The 17238-nt window shown below is 50.4% G+C and carries 18 protein-coding genes and 1 pseudogene; 7 read left to right on the forward strand and 12 right to left on the reverse strand.

Annotated elements, in window-relative coordinates; genetic code table 11:
• The first annotated feature begins 122 nt into the window (after positions 1–122).
• Positions 123–1217: an HlyD family secretion protein gene (locus tag Q4491_RS09420; protein ID WP_303456880.1), complete on the forward strand. Its 1095-nt coding sequence runs from the start codon at positions 123–125 to the stop codon at positions 1215–1217.
• Positions 1210–2793 (forward strand): DHA2 family efflux MFS transporter permease subunit, encoded by a 1584-nt coding sequence (locus tag Q4491_RS09425; protein ID WP_303456882.1) that lies wholly within the window; start codon positions 1210–1212, stop codon positions 2791–2793. The genes Q4491_RS09420 and Q4491_RS09425 overlap by 8 nt, the downstream gene beginning before the upstream one ends.
• Positions 2794–3307: 514 nt before the next feature.
• On the opposite strand, the gene Q4491_RS09430 is transcribed toward Q4491_RS09425, so the two are convergent.
• The 6 genes from Q4491_RS09430 to Q4491_RS09455 form a co-directional block, all read right to left on the reverse strand.
• Positions 3308–3934, reverse strand: coding sequence for a hypothetical protein (locus tag Q4491_RS09430; RefSeq protein ID WP_303456885.1), 627 nt, complete (start codon positions 3932–3934; stop codon positions 3308–3310).
• Between the two features lie 237 nt (positions 3935–4171).
• Positions 4172–4510 carry a hypothetical protein gene (locus tag Q4491_RS09435; RefSeq protein WP_303456889.1) on the reverse strand — a complete coding sequence of 113 codons (339 nt, stop codon included), beginning with the start codon at positions 4508–4510 and terminating at the stop codon, positions 4172–4174.
• Between the two features lie 33 nt (positions 4511–4543).
• On the reverse strand, positions 4544–5035 hold the full coding sequence (locus Q4491_RS09440; RefSeq protein ID WP_218384836.1) for a methylated-DNA--[protein]-cysteine S-methyltransferase: 492 nt from the start codon (positions 5033–5035) through the stop codon (positions 4544–4546).
• Entirely contained in the window at positions 5032–6438 is a 1407-nt protein-coding gene (locus tag Q4491_RS09445; RefSeq protein WP_303456893.1) for a DNA-3-methyladenine glycosylase 2 family protein, read from the reverse strand. The genes Q4491_RS09440 and Q4491_RS09445 overlap by 4 nt, the downstream gene beginning before the upstream one ends.
• Positions 6439–6565: 127 nt before the next feature.
• Positions 6566–6880, reverse strand: a complete 315-nt coding sequence (locus Q4491_RS09450) for a YbjQ family protein (RefSeq protein WP_046221044.1) — start codon at positions 6878–6880, stop codon at positions 6566–6568.
• Positions 6881–6958: 78 nt separating this feature from the next.
• The gene (locus tag Q4491_RS09455; protein ID WP_303457035.1) at positions 6959–7660 is read right to left on the reverse strand and encodes a dienelactone hydrolase family protein; all 702 of its coding nucleotides are present in this window, start codon (positions 7658–7660) and stop codon (positions 6959–6961) included.
• A 616-nt stretch (positions 7661–8276) separates the two neighbouring features.
• Here Q4491_RS09455 and Q4491_RS09460 point away from each other — a divergent pair.
• The 4 genes and pseudogenes from Q4491_RS09460 to Q4491_RS09475 form a co-directional block, all read left to right on the forward strand.
• Positions 8277–8675 (forward strand): hypothetical protein, encoded by a 399-nt coding sequence (locus Q4491_RS09460; RefSeq protein ID WP_303456907.1) that lies wholly within the window; start codon positions 8277–8279, stop codon positions 8673–8675.
• A gap of 219 nt (positions 8676–8894) precedes the next feature.
• Entirely contained in the window at positions 8895–9227 is a 333-nt protein-coding gene (locus Q4491_RS09465; RefSeq protein WP_218384934.1) for a YegP family protein, read from the forward strand.
• A gap of 833 nt (positions 9228–10060) precedes the next feature.
• Complete coding sequence (locus Q4491_RS09470; RefSeq protein WP_192017285.1) at positions 10061–11026, forward strand: TDT family transporter; 966 nt, start codon at positions 10061–10063, stop codon at positions 11024–11026.
• 183 nt (positions 11027–11209) lie between these two features.
• Positions 11210–11329, forward strand: a pseudogene (locus tag Q4491_RS09475) (site-specific integrase); the annotation flags it as partial.
• A gap of 73 nt (positions 11330–11402) precedes the next feature.
• Here the strand turns inward: Q4491_RS09475 and Q4491_RS09480 are convergent.
• Both Q4491_RS09480 and Q4491_RS09485 read right to left on the reverse strand, forming a co-directional pair.
• The gene (locus tag Q4491_RS09480) at positions 11403–12851 is read right to left on the reverse strand and encodes a sensor histidine kinase KdpD (protein WP_303456914.1); all 1449 of its coding nucleotides are present in this window, start codon (positions 12849–12851) and stop codon (positions 11403–11405) included.
• Positions 12829–13506, reverse strand: a complete 678-nt coding sequence (locus tag Q4491_RS09485; RefSeq protein WP_218384940.1) for a response regulator transcription factor — start codon at positions 13504–13506, stop codon at positions 12829–12831. Before Q4491_RS09485 ends, Q4491_RS09480 begins: the two co-directional genes overlap by 23 nt.
• A 155-nt stretch (positions 13507–13661) precedes the next feature.
• On the opposite strand from Q4491_RS09485, the gene Q4491_RS09490 reads away from it, so the two are divergent.
• Complete coding sequence (locus Q4491_RS09490) at positions 13662–14147, forward strand: heme-binding protein (RefSeq protein WP_303456917.1); 486 nt, start codon at positions 13662–13664, stop codon at positions 14145–14147.
• A gap of 103 nt (positions 14148–14250) precedes the next feature.
• Here Q4491_RS09490 and Q4491_RS09495 read toward each other — a convergent pair whose 3' ends face one another.
• The 4 genes from Q4491_RS09495 to Q4491_RS09510 form a co-directional block, all read right to left on the reverse strand.
• Positions 14251–15000 (reverse strand): carbonic anhydrase, encoded by a 750-nt coding sequence (locus Q4491_RS09495; RefSeq protein ID WP_303456920.1) that lies wholly within the window; start codon positions 14998–15000, stop codon positions 14251–14253.
• A gap of 270 nt (positions 15001–15270) precedes the next feature.
• Positions 15271–15870 carry a pentapeptide repeat-containing protein gene (locus tag Q4491_RS09500; protein ID WP_303456923.1) on the reverse strand — a complete coding sequence of 200 codons (600 nt, stop codon included), beginning with the start codon at positions 15868–15870 and terminating at the stop codon, positions 15271–15273.
• 19 nt (positions 15871–15889) lie between these two features.
• A complete protein-coding gene (locus tag Q4491_RS09505) occupies positions 15890–16318 on the reverse strand; it encodes a VOC family protein (protein ID WP_303456926.1) in 429 nt (142 codons plus the stop codon).
• A 110-nt stretch (positions 16319–16428) separates the two neighbouring features.
• Positions 16429–17229: a hypothetical protein gene (locus Q4491_RS09510; RefSeq protein WP_303456929.1), complete on the reverse strand. Its 801-nt coding sequence runs from the start codon at positions 17227–17229 to the stop codon at positions 16429–16431.
• Between the last annotated feature and the right edge of the window lie 9 nt (positions 17230–17238).

Raw genomic sequence — 17238 nt, forward strand, 5'->3', positions numbered from 1 at the left:
CAAGCAACACCACCATTAGTGAAAAATCCGCAACAGTGTTTTCGATTTTTCCTATCTAATAAACCAATTCATAATTTTTTACAATTCATGCCCAAACATAAATCACAACAATACGAATTCTCATGACCGAGCAAGCTTCTAAAACATCTACACGCCTTCCTCTTATTGCAACGCTGACGCTGGGTCTTATCGCCGTGTCGGTGGGAAGCTACTGGTACGGCTACGGCCGCTATTTTGAAACCACAGACAATGCCTATTTACAGGGTGAGATCACCAACATCAGCCCCAAAGTGGCCGGCTATATCCAGGCAACCTATGTCAGCGATAACGACAGAGTCGAAGCAGGGCAACTGCTGGCCACCATTGACGATCGTGACTATCAGGCCGCGCTGGAAAAGGCCAAGGCCAACCTGGTTGTGACACAAGCTGCAGTCGCCCACCTTAATGCCCAGTTTGCGCTGCAGAAAACCGTGATTCGCCAGTCGGCCAGCCAGGTCAGCTCGGCGCAGGCAGAGCTGGAACGTGCAACGCAGCAAGACAGCCGCGCCCGTTCCCTGCTGGCAAAAAACTATTCGTCTCAGGATGAAGTCGACGATGCCAGCTCACACCTGAAAGTCAGTGCTGCCGAACTAGAAGCCGCAAAGGCCAGCCTGCAGGCGGCAAAAGATCAGCTTCTGGTCCTGAACAGCCAGAAAGGTCAGGCGGAAGCTTCGATACAGGAAGCCATGGTGCAGGTCAAACAGGCGGAGCTCGATCTCAGTTACACCCGTATTTATGCCCCGGTTGACGGCATTGTCGGCAAACGCAGCCTGAGAATCGGACTGTATGTCCAGCCGGGCATGCCGCTGCTCAGTCTGGTGCCTACCCGGGAAGTCTGGATTGAAGCCAATTTTAAAGAAACTCAGCTTGCCAGTATTCATCAGGGACAACATGTGGAATTTGAGCTGGATGCCTATCCGGGCCAGACTCTGGACGGTGTTGTCGACAGCTTTTCGCCCGCCACCGGGGCAAAGTTTGCGTTACTGCCGCCCGAGAATGCCACAGGCAACTTCACCAAAATTGTTCAGCGGGTGCCGGTCAAAATTGTGATCCCACACCCTGAGCAGCTCGCCGGTCAGCTACTGCCGGGCCTGTCTGTGGTTGCGACCATAGATACCCGCTCACAGTCAGCGCAGGGAACTGAAACACTGGCAAGTGTTGAGGTCGCTCATGAGTGAACAGGCCCTGCCTCAGACAAATCCAGCCCTTGATCAGCGCTCCGAGAATGACGTCCCGCTCCGGCACTGGATTGCCCTGCTGGGCGGAATGCTGGGCGCGTTTATGGCGATCCTTGATATTCAGATCACCAACTCATCCCTGAAAGATATTCAGGGCGCGCTGTCCGCCACCCTGGATGAAAGTTCGTGGATTTCCACCTCGTATCTGGTGGCAGAAATGATCGCGATTCCCCTGAGCGGATGGTTATCAACGGCATTGGGGGCTCGACGCTACCTGATTGGCACAACGGTGATTTTCACTGTGTCCTCGCTGCTGTGCTCCATCGCCTGGAGTATGAGCTCAATGATTGCCTTTCGCGCCATGCAGGGCTTCAGTGGCGGCGCGCTGATTCCGATGGCATTTTCACTGGTGGTCCAGCTGTTACCGGTTCATAAACGGGCCATAGGTATGGCGATGTTCGGCGTCACGGCCACTTTCGCGCCGTCTATCGGCCCGACTCTGGGTGGCTGGCTGACAGAGCATCTGTCGTGGCATTACATTTTTTACATCAACCTGCCTCCGGCTTTACTGATGCTGGCCATGCTTCGCTATGGTCTGGATGATCAGCCAATGAATATCAGCAGCCTGAAAAATGCCGACTGGGCTGGCATCGCGACCATGGCGGTCGGCTTAGGCTGTCTGGAAGTCATGCTGGAAGAAGGAAACCGGGAAGAGTGGTTCAGTTCGCACTTTATCATAGGGCTAACCGTTATCGCCGTTCTGAGCTTAGTGGCGTTCGTTATCAATGAACTGCGGCATCCCAGACCCCTGGTGAACCTGAGGTTGCTCACTAATCCGCACTTTGCAATGTCAGGGCTGGCTTATCTGATCCTGGGCATGGCACTGCTGGGTTCCATTTTTGTTCTGCCCATGTATCTGACGCAGATCCATCAGTACAACGCGCTGGAGATCGGGAAAGTACTGATGTGGATGGGGTTTCCTCAATTATTGCTTTTCCCTCTGATCCCCAAACTGACGCAAGTTGTTAAGCCCAAGTTTCTGGTGGCATTTGGTTTCATCATGTTCGGCATCAGCTGTTATGTGAATACCCATATGAATCAGGATTTTGGCGGACAGCAGATGATACTGTCGATGTTACTGAGAGCCATTGGCAGCCCCTTTATCATTGTGCCGCTGTCGCTGGTCGCGATGCAGACCATACAAAAGCACCAGACACCGGATGCCTCGACCATCACCAATGTGTTACGTAACCTGGGCGGCGCTTTCAGCATCGCACTGATAGCCACCATGCTGGACAACAAAGCGCGGGAACATCTGGCTCACATCAAGGCAAGCTTACCCAGCGTCAGTAATGACGCGTGGCATCAACTGGCACAGCAAGCCGGGCATTATCTGCAACAGGGTACAGATCCAACAACCGCGATGCTGAAAGCCAAAGCCAGCCTGGCACAAAGCATGCAAACCGACGCCTACATCATGGCGTATAACGATGTGTTCATGATGATGACAGGCTTCCTGGTCTTTGCCGCCATTTTGGTGCTGTCTTTACCGGATGCAGAGCCGGTTAAGGGTTGATCCATTAAAGCTGAGACAACATGTTGGTATCATGTGCGCCTTGTCAATTTGTTCACTGACAGGGCGCTTTTCAATGAAGAAAACGATTAACTGCATTGCTCAGCATCATCACGATGCGGTGAGGTTTGTGCTTCTAATTCAATAACGTCTTCTGGTGGGAAAAACCTAACTGCCCCCGAGAATAAATCTATTTTCTCAGAAGGTATTTTCCCATAGGGATGAAATTCATTAAGTTTATTAATGATGAATTCTTTCCTTTTTCATAAAATATACTCGTTGCAAAAAAGTCATACTCAATTAATTCAATTTCACTCTCTTCTGTTTCATTAAAACTGCAATACCTATGATGAATCAAAAAATAATCTCTTGGCTCGTCATAATCATTGTGTTCCCGTAAGAAAAAAATATCTTCATGCTTACTGACCCGCTGCGACAGCCAGGGCGAGAGCACGAGTTAATAAATTGTAAAATCACTACTTAAATAGCATGTGTGGAGCTATAAGAAGAGTGATTTTTAGCCATCTACCACAGGTTCTAAACATATGAGTTGTTCAATAATTGTTCGGATGTTTCGAGAGAATTTATTAGTGAGCAAAAAGTGAGCATACGTGCTCTCACCCTGCTGCGACAGCATATACTTGTCTAAGTTCGTTCCACTCAATACCAGCCAGGTCACCCCCAGTCCCGCAAAACCCGCTAACGCCGACGGACCAATGATAAACACCGCCGCCAGTGAGCCAACAGCGGCAACAGCGGCAACAGCCAGCAACTGTCTTAGAATAACGTTTCCTGTTTTTGATGAATGAACATGATCTTCAGTAATCAGACCATACCGGCTTAAGATGTAATGATACCGAAACAATGGAAACATTGTTATTCTTCCAATGGTGAGATTTGCAAATACTGCAGCACCTGACATCATCCACGTGAGAGGATGCGTTATAGTCTCAACTACATCAAATGATGATACGAATAGATTAATCATAAACATTAATAAAACAAACAATACCGTTGTACAAGCAATATAATATTTTCGCCGACTTGGATAAGCTTGATCAGAAGTTATAACTTCCCACTCAATCTTATCCGGATCAGACTTTATCTTGTTATACAGTTCCTGGACTTCTTCTTCTGTTGGCACCTGAACTTTCGTTAATGGCCTGCTAACCAGGGTGAGAGCACGTATGCTCACTTTTTGCCCACTAATAAATTCTCTCGAAACATCCGAACAATTATTGAACAACTCATATGTTTAGAACCTGTGGTAGATGGCTAAAAATCACTCTTCTTATAGCTCCACACATGCTATTTAAGTAGTGATTTTACAATTTATTAACTCGTGCTCTCGCCCTGGCCTGCTAACCTGTTCCATTTCTCTTTAACCTTCTATGAAAATACGACTCTCTGGTACAGAAACGGGCAACTGTTCCCTGTTCATACAAGGCTTTTGCTTCATCGTAGGTGTATTGGTGGTCATCCCAGAACATGGAATGCCGGGGTGGGTAAGGAAACTTGGGATCTGCCATACTGACGCTCGTCTTGATTGAATGCTGTTTAATTCAGGGATTCCAGCAATTTTCGCGCCAATAACCAGCGCTTTATAAATCAGTATGTTACCGGATTGGCAAGACCAGACTTGCCAAGAAGTTGGAAAATTTTCTCGTTTTTTGAACCAGACATGCAGTTCATTGAATAAAAAGCCGCGCAAAGACAACATAAGGGGCGAGCACCGCCCCATTTACATTGTAAATTACGCCTTGATACTTAATCCTTCATGCTCAAGCAGCCAGCGTTTTTTATCCAGCCCGCCAGCATAGCCGGTCAGGGTGCCGGAGCGGCCGATAATCCGGTGGCAAGGCACCACGATAGGGATTGGATTCTTGCCATTTGCGGCGCCCACGGCCCGGACGGCTTTAGGCCGGGCGATTTGCAGCGCAACATCTGAATAAGAGCAGGTGACACCAAAAGGCACATCCGTGAGTGCCTGCCAGACCTCGCGCTGAAAAGCGGTGCCCGGCATGGAAAGAGGTAAGTCAAAGTGCTTGCGCTGACCGGCGAAATACTCGTTCAGTTGCTGCACACCCAACTCGGTGACGGCGTTACTGACATCGTCAGGGGCGGGCTGTGCATCGAACTCAATGGTCGTGATGGCCTGATGATCGGCGACCACGGCCAGCCAGCCAATCGGTGTATCAATCCGTTGCCGGAATCGCTGGATAGTGCGCGTCGTGGTTGAGGTCATAACAAACTCCATAAATACAAAGTGAGGTAACTGCGCCAGGGGGCGGCGGCGGTTTCATCAACCGGATTATCCAGTGCCGCCAGCGCTTTCTTCACACCTAAATCACCTGAAAGAAAGATATCCGGGTCGCTGTGACCCCGCATACGCATGTAATGTACCGTCCAGGGGCCAATCCCGGGCAGCGCCAGCATTTCTTTCTCAGGGGCATCCATACCGAGCGGGTGTGTCTGGGCAAAACCGGCCAGATTTTTCAGGGTTTCCCTGCGTTTCTGTGGCATACCAAGTTGTTGTAAATCCATCTCAAGCACCTGAGCTGGCGTGGGGAAATACTTGAGATCCTCGCCGCTGTCCGGATTCAGCGCGACCAGTTTTTCCACCAGGTTCCGCGCCGCTTTCACCGATACCTGTTGCCCCAATACCGCACGCATACCGGCTTCAAACGGACTCCAGATACCGGGTAGGCGTATTCCTGCATCCGGTTGTGAGGCAGGCATGGACAGGGTCGCCTGACAAATCGCGTTTGCGATACGCTCACTGTCTGCATCCAGGTCCAGGCAGCGACGGATGTTTCGGATCACAGGTATCAGCCCACTGAGGTTATCAATCTGAATATCTACATCGAAACAGCATTTTTCAGGGCAGTGAGTTGCAGTAAAGTGTCCCTGATAATGTCTAGTCGCATCACCTGTACGCGAATAAAAAGTGCGGCCGTAGCTGTTTTCTGTTTGCCACTCCAGCCCTGGAATAAGCCGGGCGGCATAAAAGCCCTGCACTTGTCGCCAGTCATAAGGCGGCCGGTAGGCCAGTTGCAGACGAATGCCCTGCCCCGCCCCTTGTTCGGCTCTACCCTGTTTACGCAATTGGGAAGGTGAAAGCGAAAACTGCTTCTGAAAACAGTCGTTGAACCGGCGCACGCTGTGAAAACCACTGGCAAACGCCACTTCTGTGACGGGCAACCGGGTTTCATGCAGGAGTTTTTTTGCCATCAGGCATTGCTGATACAGGCTGTAAGCTTTGGGAGAAAGCCCTGTGGCCTGAGTCACCAACTGACGCAGATAACGGTCGGTCACGCCCAGGCGAGCCGCAAGATGCTCGGTGGACTGAGACATCAATGCCCCTTCATCCAGCAGTGACAAAGCACGCTGCACTGTCGCCCCGGTTCCCAGCCATGCCGGGGAACCAGGAGCACTGTCCGGACGGCAGCGCAGGCAAGGGCGGTAGCCAGCCTGAGCCGCTTCAATGGCGGTGCGGTAGTATTCCACATTCACTTCTTTTGGTGCAGGCGCCGGGCATACCGAACGGCAGTATATGCCGGTGGTTTTCACCGCAGTAAAAAACAGCCCGTCATAACGGGGATCTTTGGCCAGTCTGGCCTGCTGACACTGGGTTGGCGATAAACTCATACACTCAGCCTGTATTACGCAGACGCAATTTCGTAAATCACGCCACTCTTCATCCATGCGCTAAGTGTACGCCTCTGGCCGGGCAAAACTAGCCAGAATCGGAACTCAATAGGAAGGTAAAACGAGATCAGCTCAGCCTGACCGCTGTGCCGTACACCAGAATCTCAGATGCCCCTTGCATGATAGTGCTGGTTGTAAAGCGCATATTCACAATGGCATCCGCTCCCATATGTTCAGCCTCAGCGATGGCTCTGTGCATGGCTTCTTCACGGGCTTCCACCAGCATTTGAGTATAACCACGGATTTCCCCACCAAAAATGGATTTGAAGCCCGCCATAATATCGCGGCCGACATGCTTGGATTGCACTACGCTGCCACTGACAGTCCCCAGTACTTCTTTAATGGGACGATGTGCCACATCCGGTGTTGTTACACATAACATAGAAAGCCCTCAATCGGCGGGGCAGAATATTCTGCCCCATTATTGTTATTTCACAGAAATTAATTTAAGAGCAATAAGTTACCGCTGTTCACTCAGGTATTCCAGAAAACGTTGCCAGGATTTTTTATCGGCGTCTTCACGGTAACGTTCCGATCCGAAAACAGTGAAAGCATGAGGTGCTCCGCTGTAAACTATCATCTCATTGTCAATGCCTGCGCCTTCGAGCGTTTTATTCAAATTGACAAAATCCTCCATAGTCACCGAGGTGTCGGCCGCGCCATGGAACACCAGTACATTGCCTTTCGTCTGGCTGTAATTCTGGCCTTCCGGTGTATCGAGGCCACCGTGGAAACTGACAAAGCCTTTCATGTCTGCCCCGGAGCGGGCCAGCTCTAATACTGCGGCGCCACCGAAACAATATCCCATTGCCACCGCATTTGCGGTATTGCCGCCAATCTGCCTGGCTTGTGCCATCGCCCCTTGCATCAGACTGCGCATTTTATCGCGGTTCTGATATAGCTCGCCGGTCAGCTTCCTCCGGTCTTCCACTTTCTCCGGACGAACACCGGCACCAAACAAGTCAGCCGCGAACACCGCATACCCTTTATCTGCCAGCATCTGCGCCCGTTTAACTTCATAATCGGTCAGGCCATCCCAATCATGAATCATCAATACCAGCGGCGCATCTTTGGCCGGTGAAATGTAGTAACCCTCGTACTCAGCGCCATCTACTTTATAACGCACTGCTTTGCCTTCATCGGCAACCACAACCGGTGCCATCAGTGCACCTGCCAGTATCGCTGCGGTTCCCAGCACTGCCGTTACTTTCATGCGATTATCCTCATCTTGTTGAAAAACGACTGATTACAAGTGTAGGACAAGTATAAAAACCCGCTAATCGATACACTTAGAGAACCGGAAAAGCCAATATTACGCTTACCCTCAATACCCTCACTCAACCGATGAAATAATCGCCGACTACGGCACCCGTCATCCCCAAAGTTACCCACTGTTTTTGTGGATAAACTTTTTTCTTCTTTCCAAAACAGTCGTTTAAAAAATGCAAATGCCTTTTACGTCAAAATTATGAATCTTTTTTTGCCGGAGAATGTCCTGATCTAGCGCGCCGCGATGCGTGAAAAACGAAACCGCCTGAAATGAAAAGGCACAAACTCATCCAACACATCAAATCACACCTAAAATTATTAACATCGATGCCTGCATCCTCATACACAAGGAGATATCAATGAAACCCTCACTCTTCCTTCCCACCAAATATTTACTACCTGTGCTCTTTTCAATTTTGAGTATCTTTTTCACTGCAGCGAGCCAGGCAGAAACCCCGTTTCTTTCCTGTATCGGGACAGCAGAGACTAGTTACAGTCCAGGCTTACTAATGACACCACAAGAAGTTCAACTATCCTGGATTGATCGTTACAGTACCTGTTTGCCTAACAGCCATAACATCACATCAGGTATCACGGTAGGTTCTGCAATCAGCGAGGCATCTTGCCTGACCTTAATTGGTGAAGAGACAGCAGGCTCTCAGAGAATTGACTGGGATAATGGCCAATACAGCATCATGAGCTGGTCCAGTGATGATGTCATCATCACCACGACTTTGAGTACGCAAACCTACACTGTCAATGCGACTGTCACAGAGGGGCTTTTTCTTGGTAGCCGAGTCATAGAAGAAATCATTCTGACTACGCCGAACCTGCTGCAATGTCTGATTGAGCCTGGCGTTACTGAAACCGGCGGGCCTCTGGTTCTGATGATCCAATCTGCACTGTAATGCTGAATACTAATTAAGGATGGTTTGTCGCATGAACCATCCTTCCAACACGCTTCTTTGCAGATGGTGTAAAGCTGTCTGACAACTTTTCCTTTCTGCTTTTTCGGTGTTTACAACCGCGAACAGTCGAGTAACTGCCACTCTACGACAAATATCACTCTTTTTTGTGAAAACAGGACTAATCTTTATCTAAATTCACGACACAACAAGGAGTTGGACATGGGCAGTTATGAGCTGAAAAAAGCAAAAAATGATCAGATTTATTTTGTACTGAAGGCGGCGAATGGCGAGGTTATCCTCAAAAGTGAAATGTATACCACCAAGGCGGCAGCCAATAACGGGATCAAGTCTGTTCAGACGAATTCTCCCAATGCTGAGCAGTACGAACTAAAAGAAGCCGCAAACGGTCAATTCCACTTCAATCTCAAGGCCAAAAACCACCAGGTTATTGGCAGCAGTGAGATGTACAAATCCAAGTCCGGTGCTGACAACGGTATAAAGTCGGTACAGAAGAATGGGCCAAGCGACAAGATCAAAGATCTCACTGTCTGAACCCCGAAGATCTGGGACTTCACTCCGTCATCTCCATTGGCGGGTGCGAATGGAGATGACCCTTTTCATGGCTTTGGCACGACACTTTTTCATTTTTTTCTGTTCGCCCGCGCCTGCTGCCACCAGCATCGTGACATTTCAAGAACTGCGATTTCTCGCCTATAGTGCGCATGGCCCGCGCGACTCATTGTGATCTTGTTTGAAGACAAGTGAAAACAGGGATTTGATGGCAATTTCCAGCCATAACGCGCAAAAGAAAAGCCGCACGTTGCGTGCGGCTTGTGTACTCTTTTACTACCTTCAGTCTACCTACTCAGCACACTGAGGGCCTTTCTTAACGCGGGCTTCGCCACTCATTACGTTGAGTATGCCGTACTCGATAATCGTCATTCATTTCAATCGAGCATTCTGGTTATTTGGCGAAGAAGTACTAATTGTCTTGTGTTGTTGCATTCCAAATTGTAACACTAAGTTTTCACCGTCTTAGTGTCTTGGTGCTTTAGCGGTTGCGTCCTCTGAAGCCGGAAACAACCAAGAAGCAGGAACATGAGAGTATCGAAGAACAGCTTAATCCTCCAGAAGCTAGAGCATGAAACTCTCTCACTTCACACGCTTCACTATTACTATGGGATCAAATCCTGTATTTCGCAACTTTTGCAGCAATTTTCGGATAAATTTTCCTGACAAGTATCCGCTTTTCACAGGCAGCCCAAACGACTGGCAAACCGCTCAATAACAGTCAGCAAGCAGCATCCTTTTTTCACTATATAGTGTAGAATCCTCCGCTTAACTTCAGGGTCAACACCTGCTAGCAGGACAGAAAAAGAGGAGAAATTGTGGCACTCGGCAAAGCATTTATTCAGGTCCCCACCGCCCAGGCAGCTCTGGCGTTAGCCATTACAGGCACCGGGCTTGCCTGGTCACTGTTTTATCCTGAATTTGGTATCCAAGTCCGCTCTGTTTGTGCGCTGATCGGCGCCTGCCTGCTCATTCCTGTGGTGATGAAATACCTGCTCAATCCCAAGCTGTTCTTTTCAGATTTGCACCATCCGCTGTACGGCAGCCTGATGGCGCCTATGTCGATGACAATGCTGGTGCTGGCCGATTATCTGGCAGGTGTTCACCCTGCCAGCGCCCGTATTCTGTGGTATCCGGCACTGGTATTGCACCTCACCATGATGATGTTGTTTTTCAGTTTTCAGATTAATAAATTCCGCATGATACATTTGTATCCGAGCTGGTTCCTTTATCCCGTTGGCGCTATCAGTGGCACGCTGGCAGGCTCACAACTCGGTCACGCTGAATTTTCCATTTTTATGACCAATGTCTGTGTGGCAATTTACTTCTTTATGCTACCCGTGGTGCTGTACCGCTTGTGCTTTGCCGGTCGCCTGCCCCGGGTCGCTCGCCCCACTCTGACCATTATGGCCGCCCCGGTGAACCTGTCGCTGACGGCGTACCTGACGAATCTGGCAAGCCCCGATCCTATTCTTACCGGTGCGCTGGCAGGCATTGGCATCACGATGACGATCTTTGTCTACCTGTGCTATATCGACATCCTCAAATACAGGTTCCAGCCTTCTATGGCAGCGATTACCTTTCCTTCGGTGATCAGCGCCGTGGCTATGCACCGACTGACAGAGTGGCTGCCGGATGATCATGCGTTGTCAAAATACCTCAACCTGGCAGGCGTGATCGAAATCAGCGTCGCGACCCTGCTGATGTGCTGGGTTGGTGCTAACTATGCGCTGTATTACTGGAATTCCTATTTCAGAGAGCCATCAAAAGCCAGCCACTAAACGCGTAAAGGCCCATAATGGGCCTTGTTTTTAAACGTAAGCTGCTGTTTTAACTTGACTAAAACTAGTGTGCGTCCACATTGTGGCCACGGGTTTTAATATGACTGCTTTTGGATTAGGCCCTGGGGATCGTCACTCCCCAAGCAAAAAATCGTTTAGGTAATCCCTTAAAGTCCTCGCTGCTTTCAGCGTGTCAGGAACAGCTTCGGGATTGAGGATTGGCGTTACCACGACTTACGACGGGAAGGTGCAAGCCACTTGTTTGAGAGGGGCTACAGTATTGAGGATATGGCACAGGTGACAGCACCGAAACCTGAACGTTTCTGGGTCTTATTGCAGAAAAGCTCTGTCTCTCGAAGACTATTGCGAAGCAAATTCACTGACGCTGAGCGGGACTGATAGCTCCAGCTGCCAGCGCTTTGGGCAGCCGGACGGTAAAGCGGCTGCCTTTGCCCGGCGCTGAATCCAGTGTGATATGTCCCTGCAAGGTCTTAACCATAGCCGCTACGAACGGCAAACCCAGACCGTAGCCGGGCTGATGACGGCTCGCTTCCACCCGGTACAGACGCTGAAAAATCAGACTCTGATGCGCTGGTGCAATCCCGATCCCCTGATCCCGGACACTGAACCACACCTCATCATCCTCTTCGCCGCACAGCAGAGTGATTTCACCGCCGGGCTGGCTGTATTTCAGACTGTTATCCAGCAAGTTAACGGCGATTTGTGTCAGGCGTTTAGGATCGGACTGCAGTAGCACTGGCTGAAGGGCCGACGCATTCAGCGTCATACCGGCATCTTCGGCCACTTCCTCATACCATGCGGCGACTTCGGTCAGTAACGATGCCAGATTAACCGACGCCAACTGGCAGGGATGACGGCCGACCTGCTCATCATGAATACGCATCAGGGTAGTGAGCATCTGACTGGCTTTTTGTGCTGATTCCGCACAGTCTGATAACGCGGCGGCCAGTTTATGTTGTGACTGCTCACTCTCCTGTTTGCCGCTGTGTTCGCTGAGCGCGGCTTCTGTGGTCAGTATGATACGGGATAGCGGTGTTCTGACATCATGAGCAATCGCATCCACGGTATTATCCATTCCCCGGACGGCCTCCTTCAGACGATTCATCACCTGCTGCACGCTCCGGCTGAGCTGCCCGAACTGCCCTTTGGCTTCAGGAGGCGGCAGATCAGTATCCAGCATGGCATCCAAAGAGCCGTTGCTGATCTGATCCACGCTTTTGGCCAGATTATGCAAAGGCAAGAGTGTGCGGCTCAGTAACTGCCAGACCACCAGTGACATCACAGCAACCATAACAGCCAGCGCCACAATCAGCCAACTGCCCTGCCTGAGTAACTGACTGCGCCGCGGGCCACCATCCATCACCAGCCAGTAGCGGGCCGGTTTACCGCTGAGTTCAAGAGTAAGATAAGGGGCATCACTGAATAAGTGATACCACAAACGATTCGCTAACCGGTAGGCCGAGGGGCCGTCTGGCAATACTGTCAGCTCTGCGCCGCTGACCCATTCAAGCTGACCCGTAATCGTCTCTTTTGATACACTGACGGCGTTTTCAATCAGTCGGTTGGGATTACTGACCACCACGTGCTCGAATTTAGTATCTGACTCAAAAGTGAGGATGCGCTGGTATTCCTGCCCGTACGATTCGAGCAGCTTCCTTTCCTGATAATCCAGCTGACAAGTCAGCACCAGCGCCATCACAGTCACTATCAGCAAAAAGCAGACCAACAATGTCAGCAAAAAACGGCGGAACAGTGCACGCTGGGCACCACGTGTAGCCTGTTCAGCCCTGATGTCTGAGCACATAACCCACTCCGCGAATTGTGTGCAGCAGCGGCGTCGCATAGCCTTTGTCGATTTTTCTGCGCAGACGGCAGATAAGTACATCCACCACATTGGTCTGCGGGTCAAACTGAAAGCCCCAGACCTGCTCCAGAATCACGGTTTTTGATAGCACCCGCCCCGGCTGGGTCATCAGCAATTTCAGCAAAGAAAACTCCCTGGGTTTCAATGCAATCAGCACGCCGTCCCGCCGGGCTTCCCGCGACAATAAGTCCAGCGTCAGCCCCTGATAACTGAGGACATCCGTACCTGAAGCCGCGCTCTGACGCCTGAGCAAAGTCTGACAGCGAGCCGCCAGCTCGGCAAACGCGAATGGCTTGACCAGATAATCATCGGCACCGGACTGTAACCCCAGCACCCGTTCATCGACCGAATGACGGGCACTGAGAATAAGCACCGGAGTTGAATGCCCTTCGCCCCGTAATTGCCGCAAAATCGCCATGCCATCCATGACGGGCAGCATCAAATCAAGAATGATCAAATCATAACTTTCCTGGCTGGCAAGCTGATACCCCAGCTTGCCATCGGCGCACACTGTGACCTGAAAATCCAGTTCTTCCAGCCCCTGCCGTACAAACTCACGAATAGAGGGTTCGTCTTCTATCACCAAGATATGCATGCTTATTCCTGAGTGCGCCCGTGTTAGCCAAACCACAGATAATACCATGACGGATCATGGCCTGATGATTACAGTTTGGTAATCTTCGGGCAAGTCTGCGGCAATTGAGACCCAGTAAAGTAGCGTCATTCCCCCATCCCATCAAAGGATATGACATGAAAACTCTCGCACCTCAGCTTTGCCTGGCATTCTCTGTCTTCGCCGCGTCTGCATCCGCAGCAACCACAGTTGCCGAGACCCAGCTTGAGTCCGGCACCGCTTTTGAACTGGCACAAGCCGCTGTTGCGCAGTGCGCCAAAGATAACTATGCCGTCACTGCCACTGTGGTTGACCGCTCAGGCCGGGTATTGGCACAACTGCGCCAGAATAATGCCGGACCGCACACCCTGGACAGCTCGCGCAAGAAAGCCTTCACTGCGGTCAGCATGAAGCAACCGACGGCGAACCTGATGACGCTGGTGAACGATAAGCCGCTGATGGCACCGCTGAAAGACATGGATGACAATTTACTGTTCCTGGCTGGCGGCCTGCCCGTTAATATCAATAATCAGGTCGTCGCGGCCATTGGAGTAGGTGGCGCGCCTGGTGGTCACCTGGATGTAGCCTGCGCCGAAGCGGCGATCAAAGCTGTACTCAAATAATCACAGTAAAAAGCCCTGCCGATAACGATTTACCTCTGACAATAACCGGTTCATCTGGCCGGTTATTGTCACTTTTATCTGTAACGAGACCAGAAATGCTAATTTATGAAGCCACCACCACACGGCCATTCAGCGGCTGCACAGGACGGTTATTGCTGTGCTTCATGATTTTCATCAGCTCGGTTATCTGACTGGCCGATAGTGACTGAGGCGCTTTCATCACCAGCCAGCGCACCCCTTCCGAGCAGGGCGGTGTGGTCAGCGAGCCGCTGAAGCGATAATAATCCTGTTGTGCGGGAAGAAGCTGGCTGGCATCGACTGGCTGTTTCAGCGCCGCCGTTGCCCCAACCTGTGCCGGAATGTGCGGCCAGATCGAAGCCAGTGCGTGATTGGCGTTGCCTTCTTTAAACATCACTGCAATCACAGCCAGGCTGCCGTTTTTATCAGCATGGACAAAATGCCCTTCCAACGGAAAAGACTCACCCCGGATCAGATTTTCACTGGGGGTGTGAAAGTGAAACTGCTTCAGCTCAAACGGCTCGCCATCAAGCGTGATATAGCTGCCGGTCTGATAATTGACCTGCACTGTGTGACCATCGTTGATTACACTGGCACCAGAAGGCTGGTAACTGATTACCAGCGGCGCTAGGGCGCCTGCAACGGCAGCGGTTACATCAATCGGGGACTGATTTTTGCCAGTGGCACAGACCTTAAATTCAGGATCCAGTGTCGACCAATGCTTGGGGCCATCGTGCCCGCTATAGCTCCAGTGTGGATTCTCAGCTGCGAGAACCGAACCGGCCTGAAGTGCTGCAATCAAACATGACATAGTTAAAACAAGGTGCTTTTTCATTTTCTCTCCAAACTTTCATCAAAAAAACAAACGTCAGACGATGAACCACGGCCGACATGTCCGGTGTCAGCCAGATAACGTTCAACCACCCTCAAAGGCGGTACATGATAAAAGCGAAGAAAAAAACACATTGTCATAAAAGCGTCATGATACATCTATTTTCATATCTGCATCGACAAACCTGATTGCAATAACTTTTGTTACATGAAAATGTGAACAGTTTGTCTCATTTCATCTAATCAGTGGATTGAAAATCGCCCTCAAGCCAGGCTAGTCCACCAGCTCGATGCCCAAGCTTTCCAGCAGATGTAACGCTTCAAAACGGGAGAATTTGGCACCTTCAACCTGATTGTCGAGCACGTGAATGTTGTAGTGGGTGGATTCAGTGAAATCGACCCGTCGTAAATCGGAACGCATAAACAGGCTGTGGGTAAAATCGCAGAAGGTCATGACAGAGTCTTTATAGTCGCCTTCCCTGAAGTCGACATCGTGCAGCTTGCAATCGTCCAGCCTGAGCTCATTCAATGTCAGGCCGAAAAAGGAAGCGTCATTGATAATGCATTTTCGGAACCGCAATTCATGATCGATATTAAACGAGGGCCAGTTGGCCTGTGTCCAGTCGATACCTACCAGTTTGCATTCCAGAAAACTAACGTCGAAAAAACGTGTGTGCGGGATCTTCAGCAAACTCAGGTTACATTGATGAAACTGGCAATTGATGAACTTACAGTTTTTGAATACGGCTTCGGTAAAATTACAGTCGTTGAATTCGCAGTCTTCAAATTCAACGTCTGCAAACTCATATAAAGAAAGCGACAGCTTATCGAAGGTTTGGTTGTAGTATTGCTCATCATTGTCGATGTGTTTCACGGTATATCCTTGGTTATCGTTATACTTCTTCATCTGGCAGAAAATGCGGATTCCACACCACTTCCCACACATGCTGGTCCGGATCCTGAAAATAGCCGGCGTAGCCGCCCCAGAAAGTATCCTGCGCGGTTTTGATCACAGTGGCACCGGCAGATTCAGCTTGTTTCATGACACTGTCGACCTCTGCTTTCGAACCGACATTGTGCCCCAGCGTAAACCCTGTGGGTGAAGACTCTGACTTAAGCAAGCCGGTATCCTGTGCGATACTGCTGCGCGGCCAGAGCGCCAGCCTGAGCCCCGACTGCAAATCGAAAAAGGCTACCGCACCGCGCTCGAATTCCTGGCCGACAATGCCGTCTGTGTGCAGCCCCATGCCGTCCCGGTAAAAGCGCACCGCTTTCTCAAGCTCATCCACACCGAGTGTCAGGACACTGATTCGGGGTTTCATACTCTGTGCTCCTTATTTGACTCTGCGGTTAACTTCCGTGTTCTTATACAATAAAGCCGCACATAGCGGCCAAGTAATGTTTTACTGAGATTATTTTTGCATCACATGAATCAAAGTAGCGCCGCAGGGATCAATGGATGGTCACCTTCATACTTCAAACCATACCGCCGGGCCAGTTTGATCATGCCCACAGCCTCCAGGCTGGCATAAGCAAACGCCAAATCACGGTTTTCACCTCTCGACTCAGTCTCATAGTCTTTCAGGAACAGCTTTAGCGCTTCGTCAAATGTCTCCTGCTGGCGCTGCAGCACTGACCAGAGCGTCAGGTTAATCGTGTAGGTCCTTCTTCGCCAGCCTGCACCCTTAATCGGGTGACTCTTGCTATGGTCCAGTGCCGTCTTGAGAATCGACGCGCTTAAGCTGTCCTCTCCCCGAGATAGCATCACCTGCAGAGCCCTGATGGTTTGCACCATTTCCATAAGCTCCTGATCTTTTTCATAACGTTCAGCAAGTTGAACAAAGGGGATCAACTCGGCATTGATTTCATCGTTGTCGAGTGCCGCCATGGCCAGAAGAAGACTGTTTGTCTGAGGAATACCGATCGTGCCGCTTTTCTCAGGCGGTACAGCCTGGTCGCGATGCTCGCAGGTCTCATCGTAGGCCATCCTGTAAGGGAGTGCGAGGTACCGGATGGATTCTGTCAGCGCCTCTTCCGCTTGCGGTCGTTCGCCAAGCATGGCGTGACCGAGGGCCATATCGCGATAATACAGGCCCCTAGCCCGAAAAAACCTTTCCAATGTCAGATTATGTTTCTCGCGAAACCCTTCCTTGAGACGCCGTTTCTGGCTCTCGATGTCATAGTGTGCGTCGTCTATCCATTCCTGGATTTGTTCCGCTGTCGGCTGCTTCATAAATTAACC

The organism is Photobacterium sp. 2_MG-2023, from assembly GCF_030547675.1.
GTDB lineage: Bacteria > Pseudomonadota > Gammaproteobacteria > Enterobacterales > Vibrionaceae > Photobacterium > Photobacterium arenosum.

Coding starts and splice junctions, on each gene's coding strand:
- Q4491_RS09420 (WP_303456880.1), top strand. CDS start 123: ATGACCGAGCAAGCTTCTAAAACATCTACACGCCTTCCTCTTATTGCA.
- Q4491_RS09425 (WP_303456882.1), top strand. CDS start 1,210: ATGAGTGAACAGGCCCTGCCTCAGACAAATCCAGCCCTTGATCAGCGC.
- Q4491_RS09435 (WP_303456889.1), bottom strand. CDS start 4,510: ATGTTGTCTTTGCGCGGCTTTTTATTCAATGAACTGCATGTCTGGTTC.
- Q4491_RS09440 (WP_218384836.1), bottom strand. CDS start 5,035: ATGACCTCAACCACGACGCGCACTATCCAGCGATTCCGGCAACGGATT.
- Q4491_RS09445 (WP_303456893.1), bottom strand. CDS start 6,438: ATGAGTTTATCGCCAACCCAGTGTCAGCAGGCCAGACTGGCCAAAGAT.
- Q4491_RS09450 (WP_046221044.1), bottom strand. CDS start 6,880: ATGTTATGTGTAACAACACCGGATGTGGCACATCGTCCCATTAAAGAA.
- Q4491_RS09455 (WP_303457035.1), bottom strand. CDS start 7,660: ATGGCACCGGTTGTGGTTGCCGATGAAGGCAAAGCAGTGCGTTATAAA.
- Q4491_RS09460 (WP_303456907.1), top strand. CDS start 8,277: ATGACACCACAAGAAGTTCAACTATCCTGGATTGATCGTTACAGTACC.
- Q4491_RS09465 (WP_218384934.1), top strand. CDS start 8,895: ATGGGCAGTTATGAGCTGAAAAAAGCAAAAAATGATCAGATTTATTTT.
- Q4491_RS09480 (WP_303456914.1), bottom strand. CDS start 12,851: ATGTGCTCAGACATCAGGGCTGAACAGGCTACACGTGGTGCCCAGCGT.
- Q4491_RS09485 (WP_218384940.1), bottom strand. CDS start 13,506: ATGCATATCTTGGTGATAGAAGACGAACCCTCTATTCGTGAGTTTGTA.
- Q4491_RS09490 (WP_303456917.1), top strand. CDS start 13,662: ATGAAAACTCTCGCACCTCAGCTTTGCCTGGCATTCTCTGTCTTCGCC.
- Q4491_RS09495 (WP_303456920.1), bottom strand. CDS start 15,000: ATGAAAAAGCACCTTGTTTTAACTATGTCATGTTTGATTGCAGCACTT.
- Q4491_RS09505 (WP_303456926.1), bottom strand. CDS start 16,318: ATGAAACCCCGAATCAGTGTCCTGACACTCGGTGTGGATGAGCTTGAG.
- Q4491_RS09510 (WP_303456929.1), bottom strand. CDS start 17,229: ATGAAGCAGCCGACAGCGGAACAAATCCAGGAATGGATAGACGACGCA.